Genomic DNA, 15,715 nt, shown 5'->3' with positions numbered 1-15,715 from the left:
CCGGTGAAGCGAGTCGCTCACCGATTCCTGGTGTAGTCGAACGCAGCAACATCCGCACGGCGCGTCCGCGCGTCCGAACACGAGTGAGGTGAGAGCGATGGGATTCCGACCTGACCGGTACCGGCTGTGGGCGGCTTTCCCGACCAGTCTCACCTCCCGGGGTTTCTTATAACGCGTTCGCCACTGGTGTAGGCCTCCGCCGGATCCGGCGGAGGTACGCGCGCGCGTACTTGTTCATTGACGGGTGATGGTGCCCGCGGTTTCGCTCGGGAAGCCGCGGTTCGGGAGTTCGAGGCAGGAGACGGTGATGACGGAATTCGACGCGATGGAAGCGTTCGGCACGGCGACGGTGGCCAATCTGGCGGTGTCGACGGCGGTGCTCGACGATCTGCGGTACCTGCGGGCCGAACTGGTGGCCGCGGAAATGCCCTATCTACTGGTACGCGACAGCGATCACGGCCTGGTGCTGGCCGTCGACGCCGCGCGCCGGAGCGAGCTGCGCCGGGTGCTGGGCGCGGCCCTGATGGCGGGATTCTCCTGCAACGAGGTGCGGCACAACGTCTTCCGGCTCGGCCGCGACCTGGACCCGGCCCACCACGTGGATCTCGAGCTGTGGGAGTACCACGGCGACACCGTCGAGTGCCCGCGCCCGAACGCGCTGACCCGCAACGTCTTCGACCTTGCGGACGTGGAGCACACCACGGTGCTGCTGTTCGACGCCAGCTGGCCCACGCTGGCCGGCATGTTCGCCCCGCACCCCACCGACGTCGGCTTCGACATCGACATCGTCTACTCCTGGGTCGACGGCACCGATCCCGAGTTCCGCGCACGCCGCGCGGGCATGCTGGCGCAGGTGGTGGTCGGCGAGGGCGACGACGCCGACGCCCGCATCCGCCAGATCGACGAGCTGCGGTACGCGCTGCGGTCGGTGCACAAGAACGCGCCGTGGATCCGCCGCATCTTCATCGCCACCGATTCGCGCGTGCCGGACTGGCTGGCCGACGACCCGAAGGTGACGGTGGTGCGCGCGCTGGACCACTTCTCCGACACCAGCGGGCTGCCGGTGTTCAACTCCCACGCGGTGGAATGCCAGCTGCAGCACATCGAGGGCCTGTCCGAGCACTTCCTGTACTCCAACGACGACATGTTCTTCGCGCGCCCGGTGCGGCCGTCGATGTTCTTCACCCCCGGCGGCGTCAGCCGGTTCATCGAGGCCGACACCCGCATCGGGCCGGGCGGGAACACGGAGCGGCGCAGCGGGTTCGAGAACGCCGCGCGGGTGAATCGGCAGCTGCTGGCCGAGCGGTTCGGGCACGTCATCACCCGCCACCTCGAGCACACGCCGGTGCCGCTGCGGCGCAGCGTGCTGCTCGAGATGGAGCGGGAGTTCGCGGCCGACTTCGCGCGCACCCGCGCGAGCCGGTTCCGGGCGGCCACCGACATCTCGGTGACGAATTCGCTGTACCACTACTACGCCCTGCTGACCGGCCGGGCGGTGCCGCAGGAGGCGGCCAAGGTCCGCTACGTCGACACCACCAGCTACACCGGCCTGGCGTTGCTGTCCGGGCTGGCGCAGCGGCGCAAGGTGGACTTCTTCTGCCTCAACGACGGCAGCTTCCCGGAGGTCCCGGAGGCCGAGCGGGTGCGTTCGGTCTCGCGGTTCCTGCAGGACTACTTCCCGGATCCGGCGCCGTGGGAACGGATCACCGACGAGGACCCGCTGCCGGCGCTGGAGCCGGGCGCGGCGTAGGTCTCAGCGCACCGACTCGTCGTCCGAGGCGGGCGCCTGCCGGTCCAGCACCTGCGGGATGCCCGCGGCGGGCGGGATGAGAATGCCTGCCTGCTCCAGGCGCTCGGCGGCTTCCTCCGGGGTCGCCGGCGTCCCGACCGTCGCGCCGCGATCGATCGGCACCACCGAATGCACGACGGTGTCGGGGTAGACGTGCACGTAGTTGAAGCTCTGCGCGCCGTCGCGCCCGCGCTGGCCGCCCGCCGCCACGGCCAGGTCCTGGCTGTAGCAGGCCGAGGACGCCACCGACACCGGGATGCCGGCGAACGTCGCGGTGGTCGAGTAGTGCAGGTGCCCGGCGAGGATGCTGCGCACGTCGGTGCCGTCGAGCACGTCGGCGAGGCGCTTCTGGTCGCGCAGCTCCACCGTCACCGCCAGGTCCTGGATGCACGGCACCGGCGGGTGGTGCATGGCCAGGATCGTCCCGAACGGCGCGGGTTCGGCGAGAACCGAACGCAGCCAAGCGAGTTGGTCGTCGGTCAGCTCGCCGTAGTGGTGGCCCGGGACCGTGGTGTCGAGCACCACGACGCGCAGTCCGTCGAACAGGTGGACGCGGTCGAGCGGTTCGGTCGAGCCGTCCTCGCCGAGCAACTGCGCGCGCAGGGTGGCGCGGTCGTCGTGGTTGCCGGTCACCCAGACGACCGGTGCGCCCAGGCGGTCGGCGATGGGCTGCACGAGCTCGCGCAGCTTGTCGTAGGCGGCCGGCTCGCCGTGGTCGGTCAGGTCGCCGGTGAAGACGAGCGCGGTCGGGGCGATGCCGCCGGCCTCGGCTCGGTCCAGCAACTCGCGCAGGCGCTGTTCGGCGTCGACCGCGCCGTAGAGTTCGCCGTCGCCGGCGATCAGGTGGGTGTCGCTGAAATGGAACAGAATGTGGTCCGGACGCGGATATTCCGCGACTCTGCTGATGTGCACCGGAATCCTCCCGGCGTGTGCTCGCCTGAGTGTCAGTGGGCTTCGGGTGTCCCGCGAAAGGATAGCGAAGTCGTGTTCTTCAAGGTGCCCACGCCCGGTGACGAGATGCTTACGCTCCGATGAGAATTTCGTGTCAGCTGCCCGCGCCGAGGCTACCGGCGAGCACCCGCGGCTGTGCCTGCTCACGCGCGTCGAGCAGGGTGAAGTAGCGCCGCAGCATCAGCGCCGCGGTGGCCGCGAGGCCGGCCGTCAGCCCCCACCACACGCCCGCCGCGCCCAGCCCGGCGGGGTAGGCGAGGACCAGCGCTGTGGGCAACCCCACAATCCAGTAGCCGACCAGCGACAGCCGGAAGCCCGCTCTGGTCTCCTGCAATCCGCGCAGCAGCCCGGTGCCGATGTTCTGCGCGGCATCGAAGAATTGCAGCACGATCGCGATCAGCAGCAGGGTGTGCGCGAGCGCGACGGTGTCGCCGTCGCGGCTGGCGAGGAACGGGCGCAGCACCACGTCGGGGGCCACCACGTACACCAGGCCCATCAGCGCGGCCACCACCGCGGCCTGGCGCAGGGCCAGCCACGCCAGGGTCTGCGCGTGGCGGTTCTCGTCGCGGGCCACGGCCTTGCTGACCAGGATCGAGACGCCGTGCGAGAGTCCGATCGCCACCTGGAACACGATGTACACCAGCTGGTAGACGACGTTGTGCGCGGCCAGCGCGGCCGGGCCCAGCGCGCCCATGACCAAGGCCAGCACGGAGAACATGCCGGCCTCGGACCCGTAGGTGAGCGCGATCGGCGTGCCCAGGCGCAGCTCGGCCGCGATGGTCCGCCACCGCACCGGCCACATCCGCACGGGCAGGCTCGCGCCGAGCCGGGCGTCGCGGCGCACCATCGCCCAGAGCACCGCGCAGGTGATCAGGAAGACGAGCGAGGTGGCCAGGCCGATGCCGGTGAGTCCCAGCGCGGGCAGGCCCACCCAGCCGTGCATGAGTGCCAGTGCCAGACCGAGATTCAGCGCCACCGAGGCGAGGGTGACCAGCAGCAGTGCCTGCGGCCGCTGCATGCCGACGCTGTACTGCCGCAGCACCTGGAACCACAGGCACGGCAGCAGGCCGGGCGCCAGCGCGATCATCATCGGCCGGGCGGCCGCCAGCACGCCCGCGTCCTGTCCGAGCCATTGCAGCGACCAGCCCAGGGCCACCAGCACCAGGCCGCCGAGCAGGCCCGCGGCCGTCGCGATCAGGAAGCTGGCGCGCACCACGTCGCGGACCTCGTCGTCGGCGTCGGTGCGCCGTTTCTCCGCCCGGCCCACCGCCGTGGCGACCTGGTTGCCGGTGGCGGTGATCAGGCCGACGCACATGGTGCGGATCTGGTTGAACAGCGTCATCGCCAGGCCGCCGGCGGCGACCTGGGTGATGCCGAGCGAGCCCATCAGCGCGATGTTCGTCGTCGACACCGCGACCTGCGCGAGCTGCGTCAGCGCGATCGGCGTCGCCAGCGTGGTCAGGCTGCGCCAGTCGGAACGATTCGCTGCGCTCATCGCGCCCTCTCGTGACGGAGAATCACATTCTTGTCCAGATGAATCAACGTTCTCGCTGTTAGGTATACCTTACTCATCGCGCGCCCACCAGATCGCGGCGGGCGGGCGAGTAGCGGTCGAGCAGTGCGAGGACGGCGTTCTCGGCCTGCGGGTCCAGCAGCTCGCGCGCGCTCATCCAGTCGTCGTCGAAGACGGTGTCCAGATACTTTTCGCCGCCGTCGCACACGATCGTTACGACGGTGGACCCGGCGGGGAACTCCTCCATGCGGGTCAGCGCAGCGTGCACCGAACCGCCGGCCGAACCGCCGATCAGTAGACCGGATTTCGCGGCGACCGCGCGGGCGGTGGCGAAGGCGTCCACGTCCGACACCTTCACGCCCTCGTCCAGCAGCGAATAGTCGACGGCCGTGCCGACCGTGGCGCCGGGCGGGGTGCCCGTCCCGGACTGCCAGTACGGCCCGCCCTCCCCGCCGAAGGCGATCGAGCCGACCGGCTCCACGCCGACGACCCGTGGCCGGCAACCCAATTCGCGCAGGCGGCGAGCGGTGCCGAACAGCGACCCGCCGGTGCCAACGGCCGACAGCAGGATGTCGACCGAGCCGAGATCTTCCAGCAATTCCTCGGCGACCGCGTAGTAGCCGAGCGCGTTGGCGTCGTTGTTGTGCTGTTCGGTGAAGTACGCGTCGGGCCGGGCGGCCGCCATCGCCTCGGCGAGATCCTCTCGCGCCGAAGTGGCCAGACTGTCGTCTCCGTCGTCCGCGACGTACACGAGTTCGGCTCCCATGGCTCGCATCGCACGTAGTTTGTCCTTGCAGGCGTGGTGATCGACGACCGCGGTGAAGCGATACCCGCGCTCGGCGGCCACCACCGCCAATCCCAGTCCGGTGTTGCCGGACGTGGACTCGATGATATGCCCGCCATCTTTCAGCAACCCTCGACGCTCCGCATCGAGCACCATTTCCCGGGCCATGCGAATCTTCGCCGCACCGGTCGGATTGAACTGTTCGAGCTTGAGCAGCAGCCGGGTGCCGGTGTCGGTGGTGGCGAGCTCGAACAACGGGGTGTTGCCGATCAGGTCCGTCACGCGCGTGACGAGGGCCATGAAGTCTCCTCGGACTCTGGGGATCGAAGGGGTGCGGTGGCGGTACGTTAGCGCGCGTCGAGGGTCCAGCGGAACCGGCCGCCGGGCGTCTCGTGCAGTGCCACCTTGGGCGGAATCGGTAACTCGTGGAAGGCCGATTCGTTGGAATCCATCTGGTACCCGGCGGTGTTCGGGTACACGAGCAGATCACCGGCCGCGGCCGGGCGGGCCAGCGGGATGCGCCGCCAGCTGAGCATGTCGGAGTCGAGGCAGGTGGCCGCGCCGACGCTCGCGGGAGTGCGGTGCCCGGGCCGGGTGGGCCACAGCACCGGATCGGGCAGGTACTCGCTGTCGAACCACTGCTCCGACAGGCTCAGGCTGGTTCCGTCGACGGTGACGAGCTGATACGGGGCGCCCTGTGCGGTGCGGGTTTTCGTACCCTGCACGCGGAACACGGTACTGCCGGCGCGGTCCAGCAGGGCGCGACCGGGTTCGATCGCCAGGCGAACGGCATTGTCGCGCAGGGTTTTCGCCAGTTCGCGATGCGCCAGGATCGCGGCGAGCATCGCGGGACCGGCGACCGCGCTGTGGTACGGGTAGTAGGAGCCGAACGTCTTCCCGGCGTGGAACCACTGCGGGCCGGCGGCCGCGGTGAACGCGCGCCACGCCTGTTGCGGCACATAGTCGACCGCGAAGCCGCCGCCGAGCGAGATCGTCGTCGCCGGGTGGCCGAGGGCGCGTGCTTCGCGGCAGCGGGTGACCAGGTCGGCGGCGAGTTCGGCGCGGGGGATCGGCTGGTAGCCGGACAGGTGGAAGCTGAATCCCTCGATGCGGACCGGCCCGAGGTCGGTGCGCGACAGCGCCGCGTCGAGTTCGTCGCCGGTCATGCCGAAGCGGCTGTCCGAGTCCGGCGGCAGCACGCGCAGCAGCACCCGCACCGGAATGCCTTGCGCGGCAAGTCGATCCAGCTCGTCGGCGGTGTCGATCGCGAGGAGCGCGCCGTGCCGGGCGGCCAGCCACAACAGTTCGTCGGACTTCGCGGGGCCGGTGACCATCAGGTCGGCGCCCCGGATGCCCTGCGCCAGCGCCGAAGTCAGCTCGCCGACGCTCGCCACGTCCGCCCCGGCGTCGTGCTCGGCGCAGGCGCGCGCCACGCACGCGGCCTTGTTCGCCTTCTTGCCGTAGTAGATCGCGCCCTCGACGCCCGCCTGCTCGAACACGGCCCGGAACGCGTCGATATTGCGCCCGACGCGCGCCGGGAACATCACATGGAACGGGCCGCCGATCGCGAAGGCCATGTCGCCCAACAGTTCCGGGTCCGCCAGCAGCCGCCGCTCCCAGTCGTCCCGGTGTGCGGGCAGGGCGGCCGCGGTGATCGCCGATCCGTTCGTACCGCCGGATTCCCGATCGGGGAGTGCGGCGGCCGTGTTCGACGGTGCCGCACCCGCGTTCAGTCCCATATCGGGATCTCCGTGCCGCGCCCCTCGGCGATGGCGCGTTCGGCGAGGGCGTGCGCGACGGCGATGTCGGTGAGGACCAGCCCGCTGTTGTAGACGAAGATGCGCTGGTCCTCCCGGGTGCGGCCGACGTTGCGCCGCCCCAGGATCTGCGGCAGCTCGACGTCGACCGGCCGCAGCACGCCGTCCGGTCCGGCCATGTCCCGGCCGGTCAGCGACATCTGCTCGGCGTTGGTCGCGACCACCCGGTCGGCGTCGACGAGCGCCGACGGCGCCAGGCCGTAGCCGACCAGCACCGCCACCGAACCCGGTGCCAGATCATCGGATTCGAGCGCCACTTTGGTGCCCGGACCGGCCGTCGCGAGCACCACGTCGGCCTCGCGCGCCGCCGCGTACGGATCCGACACGGTCTCCAGCTCGGTGTGCGGGTGGTGGGCGGCCAGCTGCTCGTGCACCGCCTTCAGCCCGTCCGGGTGGGTGCCGTAGACCATCAGCCGGTTCAGCTGCGGGTTGGCGGCGAGCAGGTGCGGCAGCGCGTTGCGGCCCTGGGTGCCGGTGCCGATCAGCAGTACGCTGCGCGCGTCGGCCCGCACGGTCTCGCGGACCAGCAGCGCCGACACCGCCGGGGTGCGCAGCGCGCCGACGCGGGCGCAGTCCATCATCGCGATCGGTATTCCGGTCGCGTCGTCGTACAGCGTGATCGTGGTGTAGTAGCGCTTGGTGCTGCGGTCGTGGCTGGGGTCGAATTTGTAGGAGGTCTTCATCGCCACCACCCGGCGGCGGCCGTCGCGGCCGAGCATGGCGTAGGCGACCGACCAGCCGTCGGGGTGGGCGACGCTGAGCTTGCGCGGGTTGTCCGAATCTCCCGACGCCAGCGCGATATACGCCTCCTCGACCGCGCGCACCACGTCCACCGGGGTGATCGGCACGTCGGCCAGGTCGCTGCGGCTGAGCACGCGCAGCGGCGTCCGGCGGGTGGTCACTGGCTCGCTCGCTTCATCGGTCCGGAACCTCCTGTGTCGCAGCGGTTTTCGTGTCGAACGGGGTGACGGTGAGCTGCCCGTAGCCGCTTTCGCCCGCCTCGGCCGCGGGCCGGCGGCGCGGCAGCCGGATGTTGACCCGCTTCAGCCAGCGGTCCGTCCCGTCGTAGCGTGGGGTGAACGGTACCCGCCCGTGTACTACCACGTCGTTGTCCACCAATAACAATTCTCCCGGCTCGAGGACGGCGGTTCGGCACACCCGCTCGAGTTCGGCGCCGAGCCGGGCGTAGGCGTCGCGGAATTCGGGGTCGGCGTCGTCGAGCGGGGTGTAGGCGGGGTCGTAGCGCAGGATCGGGCGGCCCTCCGCCTCGCCCACGGTCGCCAGCGGGGTGGCCGGATATTCGTGAAAGTCGGTGCCGTAGGAGACATCCGGGAGGATCGGCAGCGTCGGCTCGCGCAGCCGCCGCCGCTGTCGCTCGTCCAGGCGAACCTGTCGCACCGACGACACCGTGGTGCCGACGCGGTCGGGGTTGCGCAGGCAGCCGAGCATCAGCAGGTGGGCGCGGCGGGGATGGAAGGCGTCCTCGGTGTGCGGGGTGAGCAGGGTGGTGCTGGAGGCGCCGGACTGCTCGTGCTCGTGCCCGGGAGACGGGACGATGTTGTTCACTAGACGCCCGTTCTGCTGGCCCTGCCAGCCGAACGGTTCACCGGCGCTGCGCGCCAGCAGCAGCATCGCGATGTCGAGCTGGAACGAGGCGTGGCGGCGGGCCGGGTCGCCGCTCCAGGCGGCGGCCTGGCGCCAGTCGGCCGGGGTGGGGCCCAATTCCCCGTCGTGCAGCGGCAATCCGCTCACGATCGCGGCGCCGGCCGAGCACGCGGGCGGGCGCAGCGCGCGGCGCACCGCGTCGGGTAATTGCGCGGCGCGCGTGTCGACCAGGTCGATAAGTCTCGGATCGGCGAGGGTGGCGGCGTGCGCGGGGACCGGCATGCTCTCGATATGGGCCGCGATGTCGCGGGCCGTGTCCCGAACGGCCTGCGCGGCGGCCGCGGGCAGCACGCGACGTTCGATCTCGTCGGATTCGGTGGGTTGGTGTGTCATACGTTCGCGGAGAACGTTTTTCACCAGGCATTCCCTTCTTCGCAACGGTGGTGAAGCAGGTGGTGAAGACTCGATCTGCGAAATTAGTCTGTCGCGAGAGCTTAAGCAAGGCTTACCTAAAGAGAATTGCCGGGTAAAGCCTTAGAATCATAAGGTTAGCCTTGGCTGCGGTAGCCGACTCGATGAGGGACGAGGCATCTGCGATGACGATCATGACCAGACGGCGGCTGTTCGGTGCCGGACTCGGAGTGGGTGCCGCACTGGCACTGGGCGCCTGTGGCCGCGATGCGGGTGACACCGGTACGCTGCGTGTCGGCGCGTTGGGCAAAGTTTCAGCGCTGCAACAGGATCCGCACGCGAACCTGAGCAACGAGAGCGATTTCCTGATCGCCTCGCTGGTCTACGAACCGCTCACGGTGCCCGGGGCCGACCCGACCGTGCGGCCGCGCCTGGCGTCGGCGTGGTCCGCGGATCCCGAGCAGCGGCGTTGGACGTTCACCCTCGCGCCGGCCGCCGCCTTCCACGACGGTAGCCCGGTCACCGCCGACGACGTGGTGTGGTCGCTGCGGCGGCTGCGCGAGGTGGGCGGCGAGTCGAAGATGCCGGTGGCGCGCCCCGAGGACATCACCGCGGACGGTCCCGGGCGTGTCGTGGTGACCGCGGCCGCGCCGAACACCCAGATTCCGGTGCTGGTGCGGCTGATGACCTTCACGGTCAAACAGGGCACCACGGACTTCGCCGCCGCGATCGGCAGCGGGCCGTTCCGGCTCGAGTCCTACCGCCAGGGCAATGCGCGGCTGGTGCGCAACGATTCCTGGCACGGACCCCGGCCGTCGCTGGACGCCATCGAGGTCACCATGTTCGACAGCGTCGACGCGCTGTCCAACGCGGTGATCGGCGGCCAGGTCGACCTGGCGTCCAATGTGGGGGCGATCGCGGGGCGCACCGCCGCGGGGCGCGGTGACCTGCAAGTCGTTCGACGGCCGAACGACACGGCCGTCGCCATCGCCATGCGCACCGCCGACGGTCCGTTCGCCGACCCGCGGGTGCGGACCGCGCTGCGGCTGGCCGCGGACCGCGAAGCCCTGGTGGCACAGGCATTCTCGGGGTACGGCACGGTCGCCAACGACATCCTGGGCACCGGGGATCCGCAGTACGCCGCGGAGCTTCCGCAGCGCCGCCGCGACGTGGACCGGGCGCGGGCGCTGCTCGCGGAGGCGCGGTTCGACACCGGGGCGACCTATCAGCTCGCCACCAAGGAGGAGGCGCCGGGAGAGGTCGAGTCGGCCCGGCTGTTCGCCGCCCAGCTGCGTGAGATCGGGGTGAATGTCGAAGTGGCCGTGCAGGATTCGGGCACCTTCTACGACCGCACCTGGCTGCACGCGCCGCTGTACACGGTGAACTGGGGCACCAACGATTCGGTGCTGTTCTACGCCGCGAAGCTGATGTCCTCGGGCAGCAATCGCAACGAGACCGCCTTCGCCGACCCGGAATTCGACGCCGCCACCGCCGCGGCGCTGGCCGCGGCCGATCCGGCCGCCTACGCCGGGGCGTGCCGGACCGTGCAGCGGATCCAGCACGAGCGCGGCGGCTATCTCGTGTGGGGGATGGCCGACGGGATCGACATCGCGTCCAGCCGGGTGCGCGGGCTGCCGACGCTGGGCGGCTTCGGACGCGTACAGCTGGAACAGGTTTCGTTGACGTGAGCGTGGTCGACGAGCCGGCGGTGCGCGTCGCGGCAGCGGGGCGCGCGGGACAGTGGTCGGCCGCGGCCGGGGTGGTACTGCGGCGGTTCGGGTTGCTGCTGGTGTTGCTGGCGCTGGTGTTCTGCGCGGTGTCGCTGCTGCCCGGCGATGCCGCACGGGCGGCGCTCGACCGCGGGGCGAGCCCGGAGACCGTGGCGGCCAAGCGGCACGAGCTCGGTCTGGACAAGCCACTGCCGCAACGCTTCTGGTCGTGGCTGAGCGGGCTGGTGACCGGTGATTTCGGCAGCACGGCGCACGGCCGTCCGATCGCGGATCTGCTCGCCGCCTCCGCACCGCAGACGCTGCTGCTGGGCGGGATCGCCTTCGCGATCACCGTGAGCGCGTCGCTGGCGTGCGGGATGTGGTGGGCGGTCCGGCCGTCCGGCTGGGCCGCGCGGGTGCTGCAACCCGCGACCGCGATGGTGGTCGCGCTGCCGGAGTTCGTGGTGGCGGCCGGGCTGATCGCGGTGTTCTCGTTCGCGGCGGGCTGGCTGCCGGCGGTGACGGTGGCCGGGCGCTCGGGTTTTCCGGCCCATCCCGACATGCTCGTGCTGCCCGCGCTGGCCTTGGCCCTGCCGCAGACCGGCTGGAACACCCGGGTGATCCGCGGCGCGCTGGCCGACGCCGCCCGCCTCCCGCACGTGGAACACGCCGAGCTGGAAGGCCTTTCGCCGCTGCGCCTGATGTCCCGCCACGTGCTCCCCGTGGCCCTCCCCGCGATCGCCGCCTCCTACGCCACCACGGTGGGGATGCTGCTCGGCGGCGCTCTGGTCGTCGAAAGCCTCTTCAACTACCCGGGCCTGGGCGCCCTGCTGGCGGGCTCGGTCGCCGACCGCGACACCGCCCTGGCCGCCGCCACCGCCGCAGCCGCCGGTCTCACCATCATGTGCGTGCTGCTTATCGCCGACGGCCTGCGCGCCTGGTCGATGCGGGGGCGGCGATGAGCGGGCGGTTGGTGCCGCGGTGCCGCAACAGGTTTGCGGAGTGTGGGGTGGGCGTGGCGATGAGTGGGCGGTTGGTGCCGCAGTGCCGCAACAGGTTTGCGGGGACTGGGGTGGGGGTGTGGCGATGACGCGGGGGTTGGTGTTGCGGGGGTTGCCTGCGTTGGTCGTGGTGGTCGGGGCGATTGTGGGGCCGTGGGTAGGCCCGCCGGTGGATGGGGCGGTGGGAGTTCCGTTCGCCGCGCCGCACGGTGGGGCGCCGCTGGGCGGGGATCGGTTGGGGCACGACGTGTTCGGGCAGTTGTCGCACGGTGGGTGGGGATTGATCCTGCTGGCCGTGGTGATCGCCACGGCGGTCACCGGGTGCGCGAGTGTGCTCGGGGCGCTGGCGGCATTGCGGCCGCGACTGGGGGCAGTGATCGAGCGCGGGGCGGATCTGGCGATTCTGCTTCCGGCCGTGCTGGCGCTGCTGCTGGTGGTCGCGGCGTGGCCGGAGTCGGGGGCGTTCGGTGTGGTGCTGGTGGCGATCGTGTTCGGAATCCCTTACTCCGCACGGGTTTTCGCGGCGGCCGCGACGCCCGTGGCGGCCACCGGGTACGTCGAGGCGGCTCGGCTGGGCGGCGAATCCACGGGGTACGTGATCTTCCGTGAGATGCTGCCGAACATGCGCGAGCTGGTCTTCGCCCAGTTCGGGCTGCGTTTCGTCGAGGGCATGTATCTGGTGGCGACGGCCGCGTTCCTGCGGCTGCCCACCTCGCTGGGCGACTCGAACTGGGCGGTCATGGTGCGCGACAACGCGTCCGGGATCCTGCTGAACCCGTGGTCGGTGCTGGCGCCCAGCCTGGCCATCGGCACCGTCGCGGTCAGCGTGAACCTGCTGGCGGCCGCGCTGGGACGACGGGAGGTCGGCAGGACGTGATCGTGGTGCGAGAACTTTCGGTGGCCGCGGCCGGTGCGCCGCTGCTGCAACCCATTTCGCTGCGCGTGCCCGAGGGCGGTGTCACCGCGCTGCGCGGGCCCTCCGGCTGCGGCAAGTCGACGCTGATGAAGGCGCTGCTCGGACAGGTGCCGGCCGGGACCACCGCCCGCGGCGCGGTACACGTCCGCGAGCACGAGGTGCTGTCCCTGGATCCCCCCGCACTGCGGCGGTTCCGGCGGGAGGAGATCGCGTTCGTCGGCCAGGACCCCGGCGTCGCGCTGAATCCGACGATGCGCGTGCGGTCTCTGCTGGGCGAGCTGTCGGATCACGGCCGCGCGCTGGACGCCCTGGCCGCGGTCGAACTGCCCGAGTCCTACCTCCGCCGACGCCCCGCGGAGCTCTCCGGCGGCGAGCAACGCCGAATCGCCTTGGCCCGCGCCCTCGCTCGCCGCACCCCCGTCCTCGTCCTGGACGAACCGCTGGCCGGGCTGCACGGTCGATTGCGCTCGTCGGTCGTCCGTCTGCTGCGCGGCCTGGCCGACGAACAGGGCACCACGATCGTCGTCTCCGGCCACGACACCGCAGCCCTGCGTGGACTCGCCGACGAGGTGATCACCGTCGGCAACGGCTCAGCGGCGGTTTCACCGACCATACCGTCGCCCTTCGGTGGGGAACGGCAGCCGAGTCCTCCCGAGAAGACCGCCGGCCCTACCGGGCGACATCCCGCAACGAACGGGAAAGCGGTTGCGAGCGCAGTGGTTTCGGTGTCCGAGCTGAGCGTTTCGATCGGCCGCCGACAGGTGCTCGACAGCATCGACCTGCGAGTGTCGGCGGGCGAGGCGGTGGCGGTTGCCGGTCCTTCGGGAGCGGGCAAGTCGACACTGGCTCGGGCGCTGGTCGGATTACGCCGCGCGACAACGGGTTCGGTGCGAGTCGAGGGGCGAGTGGCGCTGGTCCCACAGGACAGCGCGGGCAGCCTGAACCCGCGCCGCACCGTCGCGCAAACCTTGTCGCGCCCGCTCCGTCGGCAACGGCGCGAGCGTGGTGAGGACATAGCCGACGAGATCGCCGAGCTGCTGCGCACGGTGGAGCTGGAACCCGAACTGGCGCAGCGATATCCGCACGAACTGTCGGGCGGCCAGCGCCAGCGGGTCGCCCTGGCCCGCGCCCTGGCCCTGCGGCCCGCCGCGCTGGTGTGCGACGAGATCACCTCGGCACTCGACCGCGCCACCGCGGACGCCATCATGACCCTGCTGGACACCCTGCGCCGCGACCGCCGACTGGCCCTGCTCGTCATCACCCACGACATGCACGTCATCGAGCACTACTGCACCACCATGCACGTCCTGGAATCCGGCCGCCTCGTCGAGTCCGGCCCCGTCCCCACCCTCCTCACCACCCCGACCCACGACGCCACCGCCGCCCTCCTCGGCTGATCGAACCGAGGTCCTACCCGATGCCGGCGCGGGCATAGACTCTGGGCGTGGCGAGTGCAGCGGCGGCGTCTGTCGGGGGGCGGCGGGCGCGGTGGCAGCCGCACAATGCGGAGCGGCGGGCGCGGATCGTCGAGGCGGCGATCGAGTTGCTGGAGGAGAGTCCGGCGGGGGCAGATATTTCGGCGCAGCGGATCGCCGCACGGGCCGGACTGGCGAAATCGGTGCTGTATCGGCAGTTCTCCGGGCGTGAGGAACTCGACCGGCGGGTGCGCACGACCATCGCCGAGCGGTTCACCGACGCGCTGGATGCCGCGCTGGACATCGGCGCGGGCTCGATCTCCGAGATCCTGGCGCGTGCGGTCGGCGTCGTCGTCGACTGGATCGGCGGGCATCCGCGGCAGCACGAATACCTGCGCACCGGGCCCGCGGCCGACGGCCCCGCGGACCGGGACGCGCTGAGCGGGCTGATGATCACCATCACCGACCGGGCCAACGGGCTGGTGTCGGGCCTGGCCGGAGCCGTCGGCGTGGCGGACCCGCCGGTCGTCGACACCATGACCTTCGCCATCGTCTCGATGGTCGAGGCCACCGTCACCCGCTGGGCCCGCGAGCCGGCGCCCGCGCTGGACCGCGCGGCCCTGATCGCGGAGGTCGCGGGCTACGCCTGGAGCATTCTCGACGGCGTCGCCCGCGCCCACGACCTGGCCCTCGACCCCGACCAGCCGCTGCTGCAACTGATCGAGGCACTCGCCGCCCGCTAGCTCACGCCGCCCGGCGCGGGGGCTCGCTGCGGTAGCGGGAGGTCGGGCCGTCGATATTCAGTGCGCGCCACAGCATTCGGGCCGGGGCGGGCATGAGGCCGAGGTCGTCGACGAGCTTGCGGACGTCGTCGAAGTACCCGGAGAGGATCTTTCGCGCCGCCGGGCCGCGCCAGAACGCCTCCTTGATCACCTCGCGCGGAATGTCGAACTGGCGGGCGAACGAGCGCGGCGGGGTCATGATCTCCCCGGCCAGCCAGCGCATCGCCAGCGGGAAAGCCAACGCGCACACCGCCTTTCCGGGTACGCCCATGCGCTCGATGTGCGCGGTGAGGTACTCGTGGGCGAAGGAGATGTGCCGGGCCTCCTCGGCGATGTGAATCTGCATGGTGCGCAGCACCGCCGGGGGCATATTGGCCTCCGCTCGGATGACCGCCTTCTGATAGTGGTCGATCGGCTCCTCGCCGCCCAGGATCCCGATGAACAGGATGACGTGCGCGTACCCGCCGGCCACCCCGATGAACGGCGACAGCACCCGGAACACCGGCCGCATACCGGGCACGTCCACGCCGATCCGGTTGACCAGCTCCTGGAACATCTGGATGTGGTTGCACTCCTCGGTCATCTCGTGCAGGCAGTACCGGAACTCCGGAGAGCCGTTGGGCAGCTTCATGATGTACTGCATCAGCCCGCGGATCAGCACGCTCTCGAACGCCGCGCCCACCTTGATCACATTGGTGATGCGCCACTTGCCGATCTCGATCTGCTGCTGCAGCGGCAGTTCCCGGTACCAGCGGGTCGCCCCGAGCGGGTCGATCTCCGGATCGAGCACCCAGCGCGGGTCGTCCGGGTCGATTGCCAGTTCCTCGCTGTCCCAATCGATGTCGAGATACGGATCGAAATGCCGATGCACCGATCCCTCGGACAGTGTCGCCAGCGCCGCCGCGTATTCGGGCGTGATCGGGCCGGCGTGCATGGTGTCGGACAACGTCATCGGTGCCTCCTGAACCTCGAGTGGCCGCCGGCGCCGGACCGAAGTCGTGGCGTCGGCGTGCCGGATCTCA

At 70.8% G+C, this 15,715-nt stretch carries 13 protein-coding genes; 6 read left to right on the top strand and 7 right to left on the bottom strand.

Translation table 11 applies throughout. The features are described from left to right. Positions 1 to 307: 307 nt before the first annotated feature. On the top strand, positions 308 to 1,750 hold the full coding sequence (locus IU476_RS07090; protein ID WP_195097978.1) for a stealth family protein: 1,443 nt from the start codon (positions 308 to 310) through the stop codon (positions 1,748 to 1,750). 3 nt (positions 1,751 to 1,753) lie between these two features. On the opposite strand, the gene IU476_RS07085 is transcribed toward IU476_RS07090, so the two are convergent. The 6 genes from IU476_RS07085 to IU476_RS07060 form a co-directional block, all read right to left on the bottom strand. Continuing rightward, positions 1,754 to 2,701: a phosphodiesterase gene (locus IU476_RS07085; RefSeq protein WP_195097977.1), complete on the bottom strand. Its 948-nt coding sequence runs from the start codon at positions 2,699 to 2,701 to the stop codon at positions 1,754 to 1,756. A gap of 133 nt (positions 2,702 to 2,834) precedes the next feature. Further along, positions 2,835 to 4,235 carry an MATE family efflux transporter gene (locus IU476_RS07080; protein WP_195097974.1) on the bottom strand — a complete coding sequence of 467 codons (1,401 nt, stop codon included), beginning with the start codon at positions 4,233 to 4,235 and terminating at the stop codon, positions 2,835 to 2,837. A 73-nt stretch (positions 4,236 to 4,308) separates the two neighbouring features. Then, a complete protein-coding gene (locus IU476_RS07075) occupies positions 4,309 to 5,337 on the bottom strand; it encodes a PLP-dependent cysteine synthase family protein (protein WP_195097972.1) in 1,029 nt (342 codons plus the stop codon). A gap of 47 nt (positions 5,338 to 5,384) precedes the next feature. After that, complete coding sequence (locus IU476_RS07070) at positions 5,385 to 6,776, bottom strand: type III PLP-dependent enzyme domain-containing protein (RefSeq protein WP_195097970.1); 1,392 nt, start codon at positions 6,774 to 6,776, stop codon at positions 5,385 to 5,387. Continuing rightward, positions 6,767 to 7,729 (bottom strand): ornithine cyclodeaminase family protein, encoded by a 963-nt coding sequence (locus tag IU476_RS07065; RefSeq protein ID WP_195098683.1) that lies wholly within the window; start codon positions 7,727 to 7,729, stop codon positions 6,767 to 6,769. Before IU476_RS07065 ends, IU476_RS07070 begins: the two co-directional genes overlap by 10 nt. Before the next feature lie 40 nt (positions 7,730 to 7,769). Then, positions 7,770 to 8,852, bottom strand: coding sequence for a TauD/TfdA family dioxygenase (locus IU476_RS07060; protein ID WP_195097968.1), 1,083 nt, complete (start codon positions 8,850 to 8,852; stop codon positions 7,770 to 7,772). Positions 8,853 to 9,064: 212 nt separating this feature from the next. Between IU476_RS07060 and IU476_RS07055 the strand changes: the two genes are divergently transcribed. The 5 genes from IU476_RS07055 (at position 9,065) to IU476_RS07035 (ending at position 14,654) form a co-directional block, all read left to right on the top strand. Further along, the gene (locus IU476_RS07055) at positions 9,065 to 10,558 is read left to right on the top strand and encodes an ABC transporter substrate-binding protein (RefSeq protein ID WP_228823312.1); all 1,494 of its coding nucleotides are present in this window, start codon (positions 9,065 to 9,067) and stop codon (positions 10,556 to 10,558) included. Beyond that, positions 10,555 to 11,541 carry an ABC transporter permease gene (locus tag IU476_RS07050; protein WP_324193915.1) on the top strand — a complete coding sequence of 329 codons (987 nt, stop codon included), beginning with the start codon at positions 10,555 to 10,557 and terminating at the stop codon, positions 11,539 to 11,541. The genes IU476_RS07055 and IU476_RS07050 overlap by 4 nt, the downstream gene beginning before the upstream one ends. A gap of 220 nt (positions 11,542 to 11,761) precedes the next feature. Next, the gene (locus tag IU476_RS07045) at positions 11,762 to 12,457 is read left to right on the top strand and encodes an ABC transporter permease subunit (RefSeq protein ID WP_324193914.1); all 696 of its coding nucleotides are present in this window, start codon (positions 11,762 to 11,764) and stop codon (positions 12,455 to 12,457) included. Between the two features lie 2 nt (positions 12,458 to 12,459). After that, positions 12,460 to 13,893, top strand: coding sequence for an ABC transporter ATP-binding protein (locus IU476_RS07040; protein WP_324193913.1), 1,434 nt, complete (start codon positions 12,460 to 12,462; stop codon positions 13,891 to 13,893). A 47-nt stretch (positions 13,894 to 13,940) separates the two neighbouring features. Next, entirely contained in the window at positions 13,941 to 14,654 is a 714-nt protein-coding gene (locus IU476_RS07035; protein ID WP_324193912.1) for a TetR/AcrR family transcriptional regulator, read from the top strand. 1 nt (position 14,655) lies between these two features. Here IU476_RS07035 and IU476_RS07030 read toward each other — a convergent pair whose 3' ends face one another. Next, positions 14,656 to 15,645: an AurF N-oxygenase family protein gene (locus IU476_RS07030; protein ID WP_195097955.1), complete on the bottom strand. Its 990-nt coding sequence runs from the start codon at positions 15,643 to 15,645 to the stop codon at positions 14,656 to 14,658. Positions 15,646 to 15,715 lie beyond the last annotated feature (70 nt).

The organism is Nocardia blacklockiae (assembly GCF_015477355.1).
Taxonomy (GTDB): Bacteria; Actinomycetota; Actinomycetes; order Mycobacteriales; family Mycobacteriaceae; genus Nocardia; species Nocardia blacklockiae.
Note: the sequence above shows the minus strand (reverse complement) of the source record. Positions and strands in the feature narration are given on the sequence as shown.

What these genes read in the sequence shown, in the direction of transcription:
- IU476_RS07090 (WP_195097978.1), top strand. Translation starts at nt 308, where the DNA reads ATGACGGAATTCGACGCGATGGAAGCGTTCGGCACGGCGACGGTGGCC.
- IU476_RS07080 (WP_195097974.1), bottom strand. Translation starts at nt 4,235, where the DNA reads ATGAGCGCAGCGAATCGTTCCGACTGGCGCAGCCTGACCACGCTGGCG.
- IU476_RS07075 (WP_195097972.1), bottom strand. Translation starts at nt 5,337, where the DNA reads ATGGCCCTCGTCACGCGCGTGACGGACCTGATCGGCAACACCCCGTTG.
- IU476_RS07070 (WP_195097970.1), bottom strand. Translation starts at nt 6,776, where the DNA reads ATGGGACTGAACGCGGGTGCGGCACCGTCGAACACGGCCGCCGCACTC.
- IU476_RS07060 (WP_195097968.1), bottom strand. Translation starts at nt 8,852, where the DNA reads ATGACACACCAACCCACCGAATCCGACGAGATCGAACGTCGCGTGCTG.
- IU476_RS07055 (WP_228823312.1), top strand. Translation starts at nt 9,065, where the DNA reads ATGACCAGACGGCGGCTGTTCGGTGCCGGACTCGGAGTGGGTGCCGCA.
- IU476_RS07030 (WP_195097955.1), bottom strand. Translation starts at nt 15,645, where the DNA reads ATGACGTTGTCCGACACCATGCACGCCGGCCCGATCACGCCCGAATAC.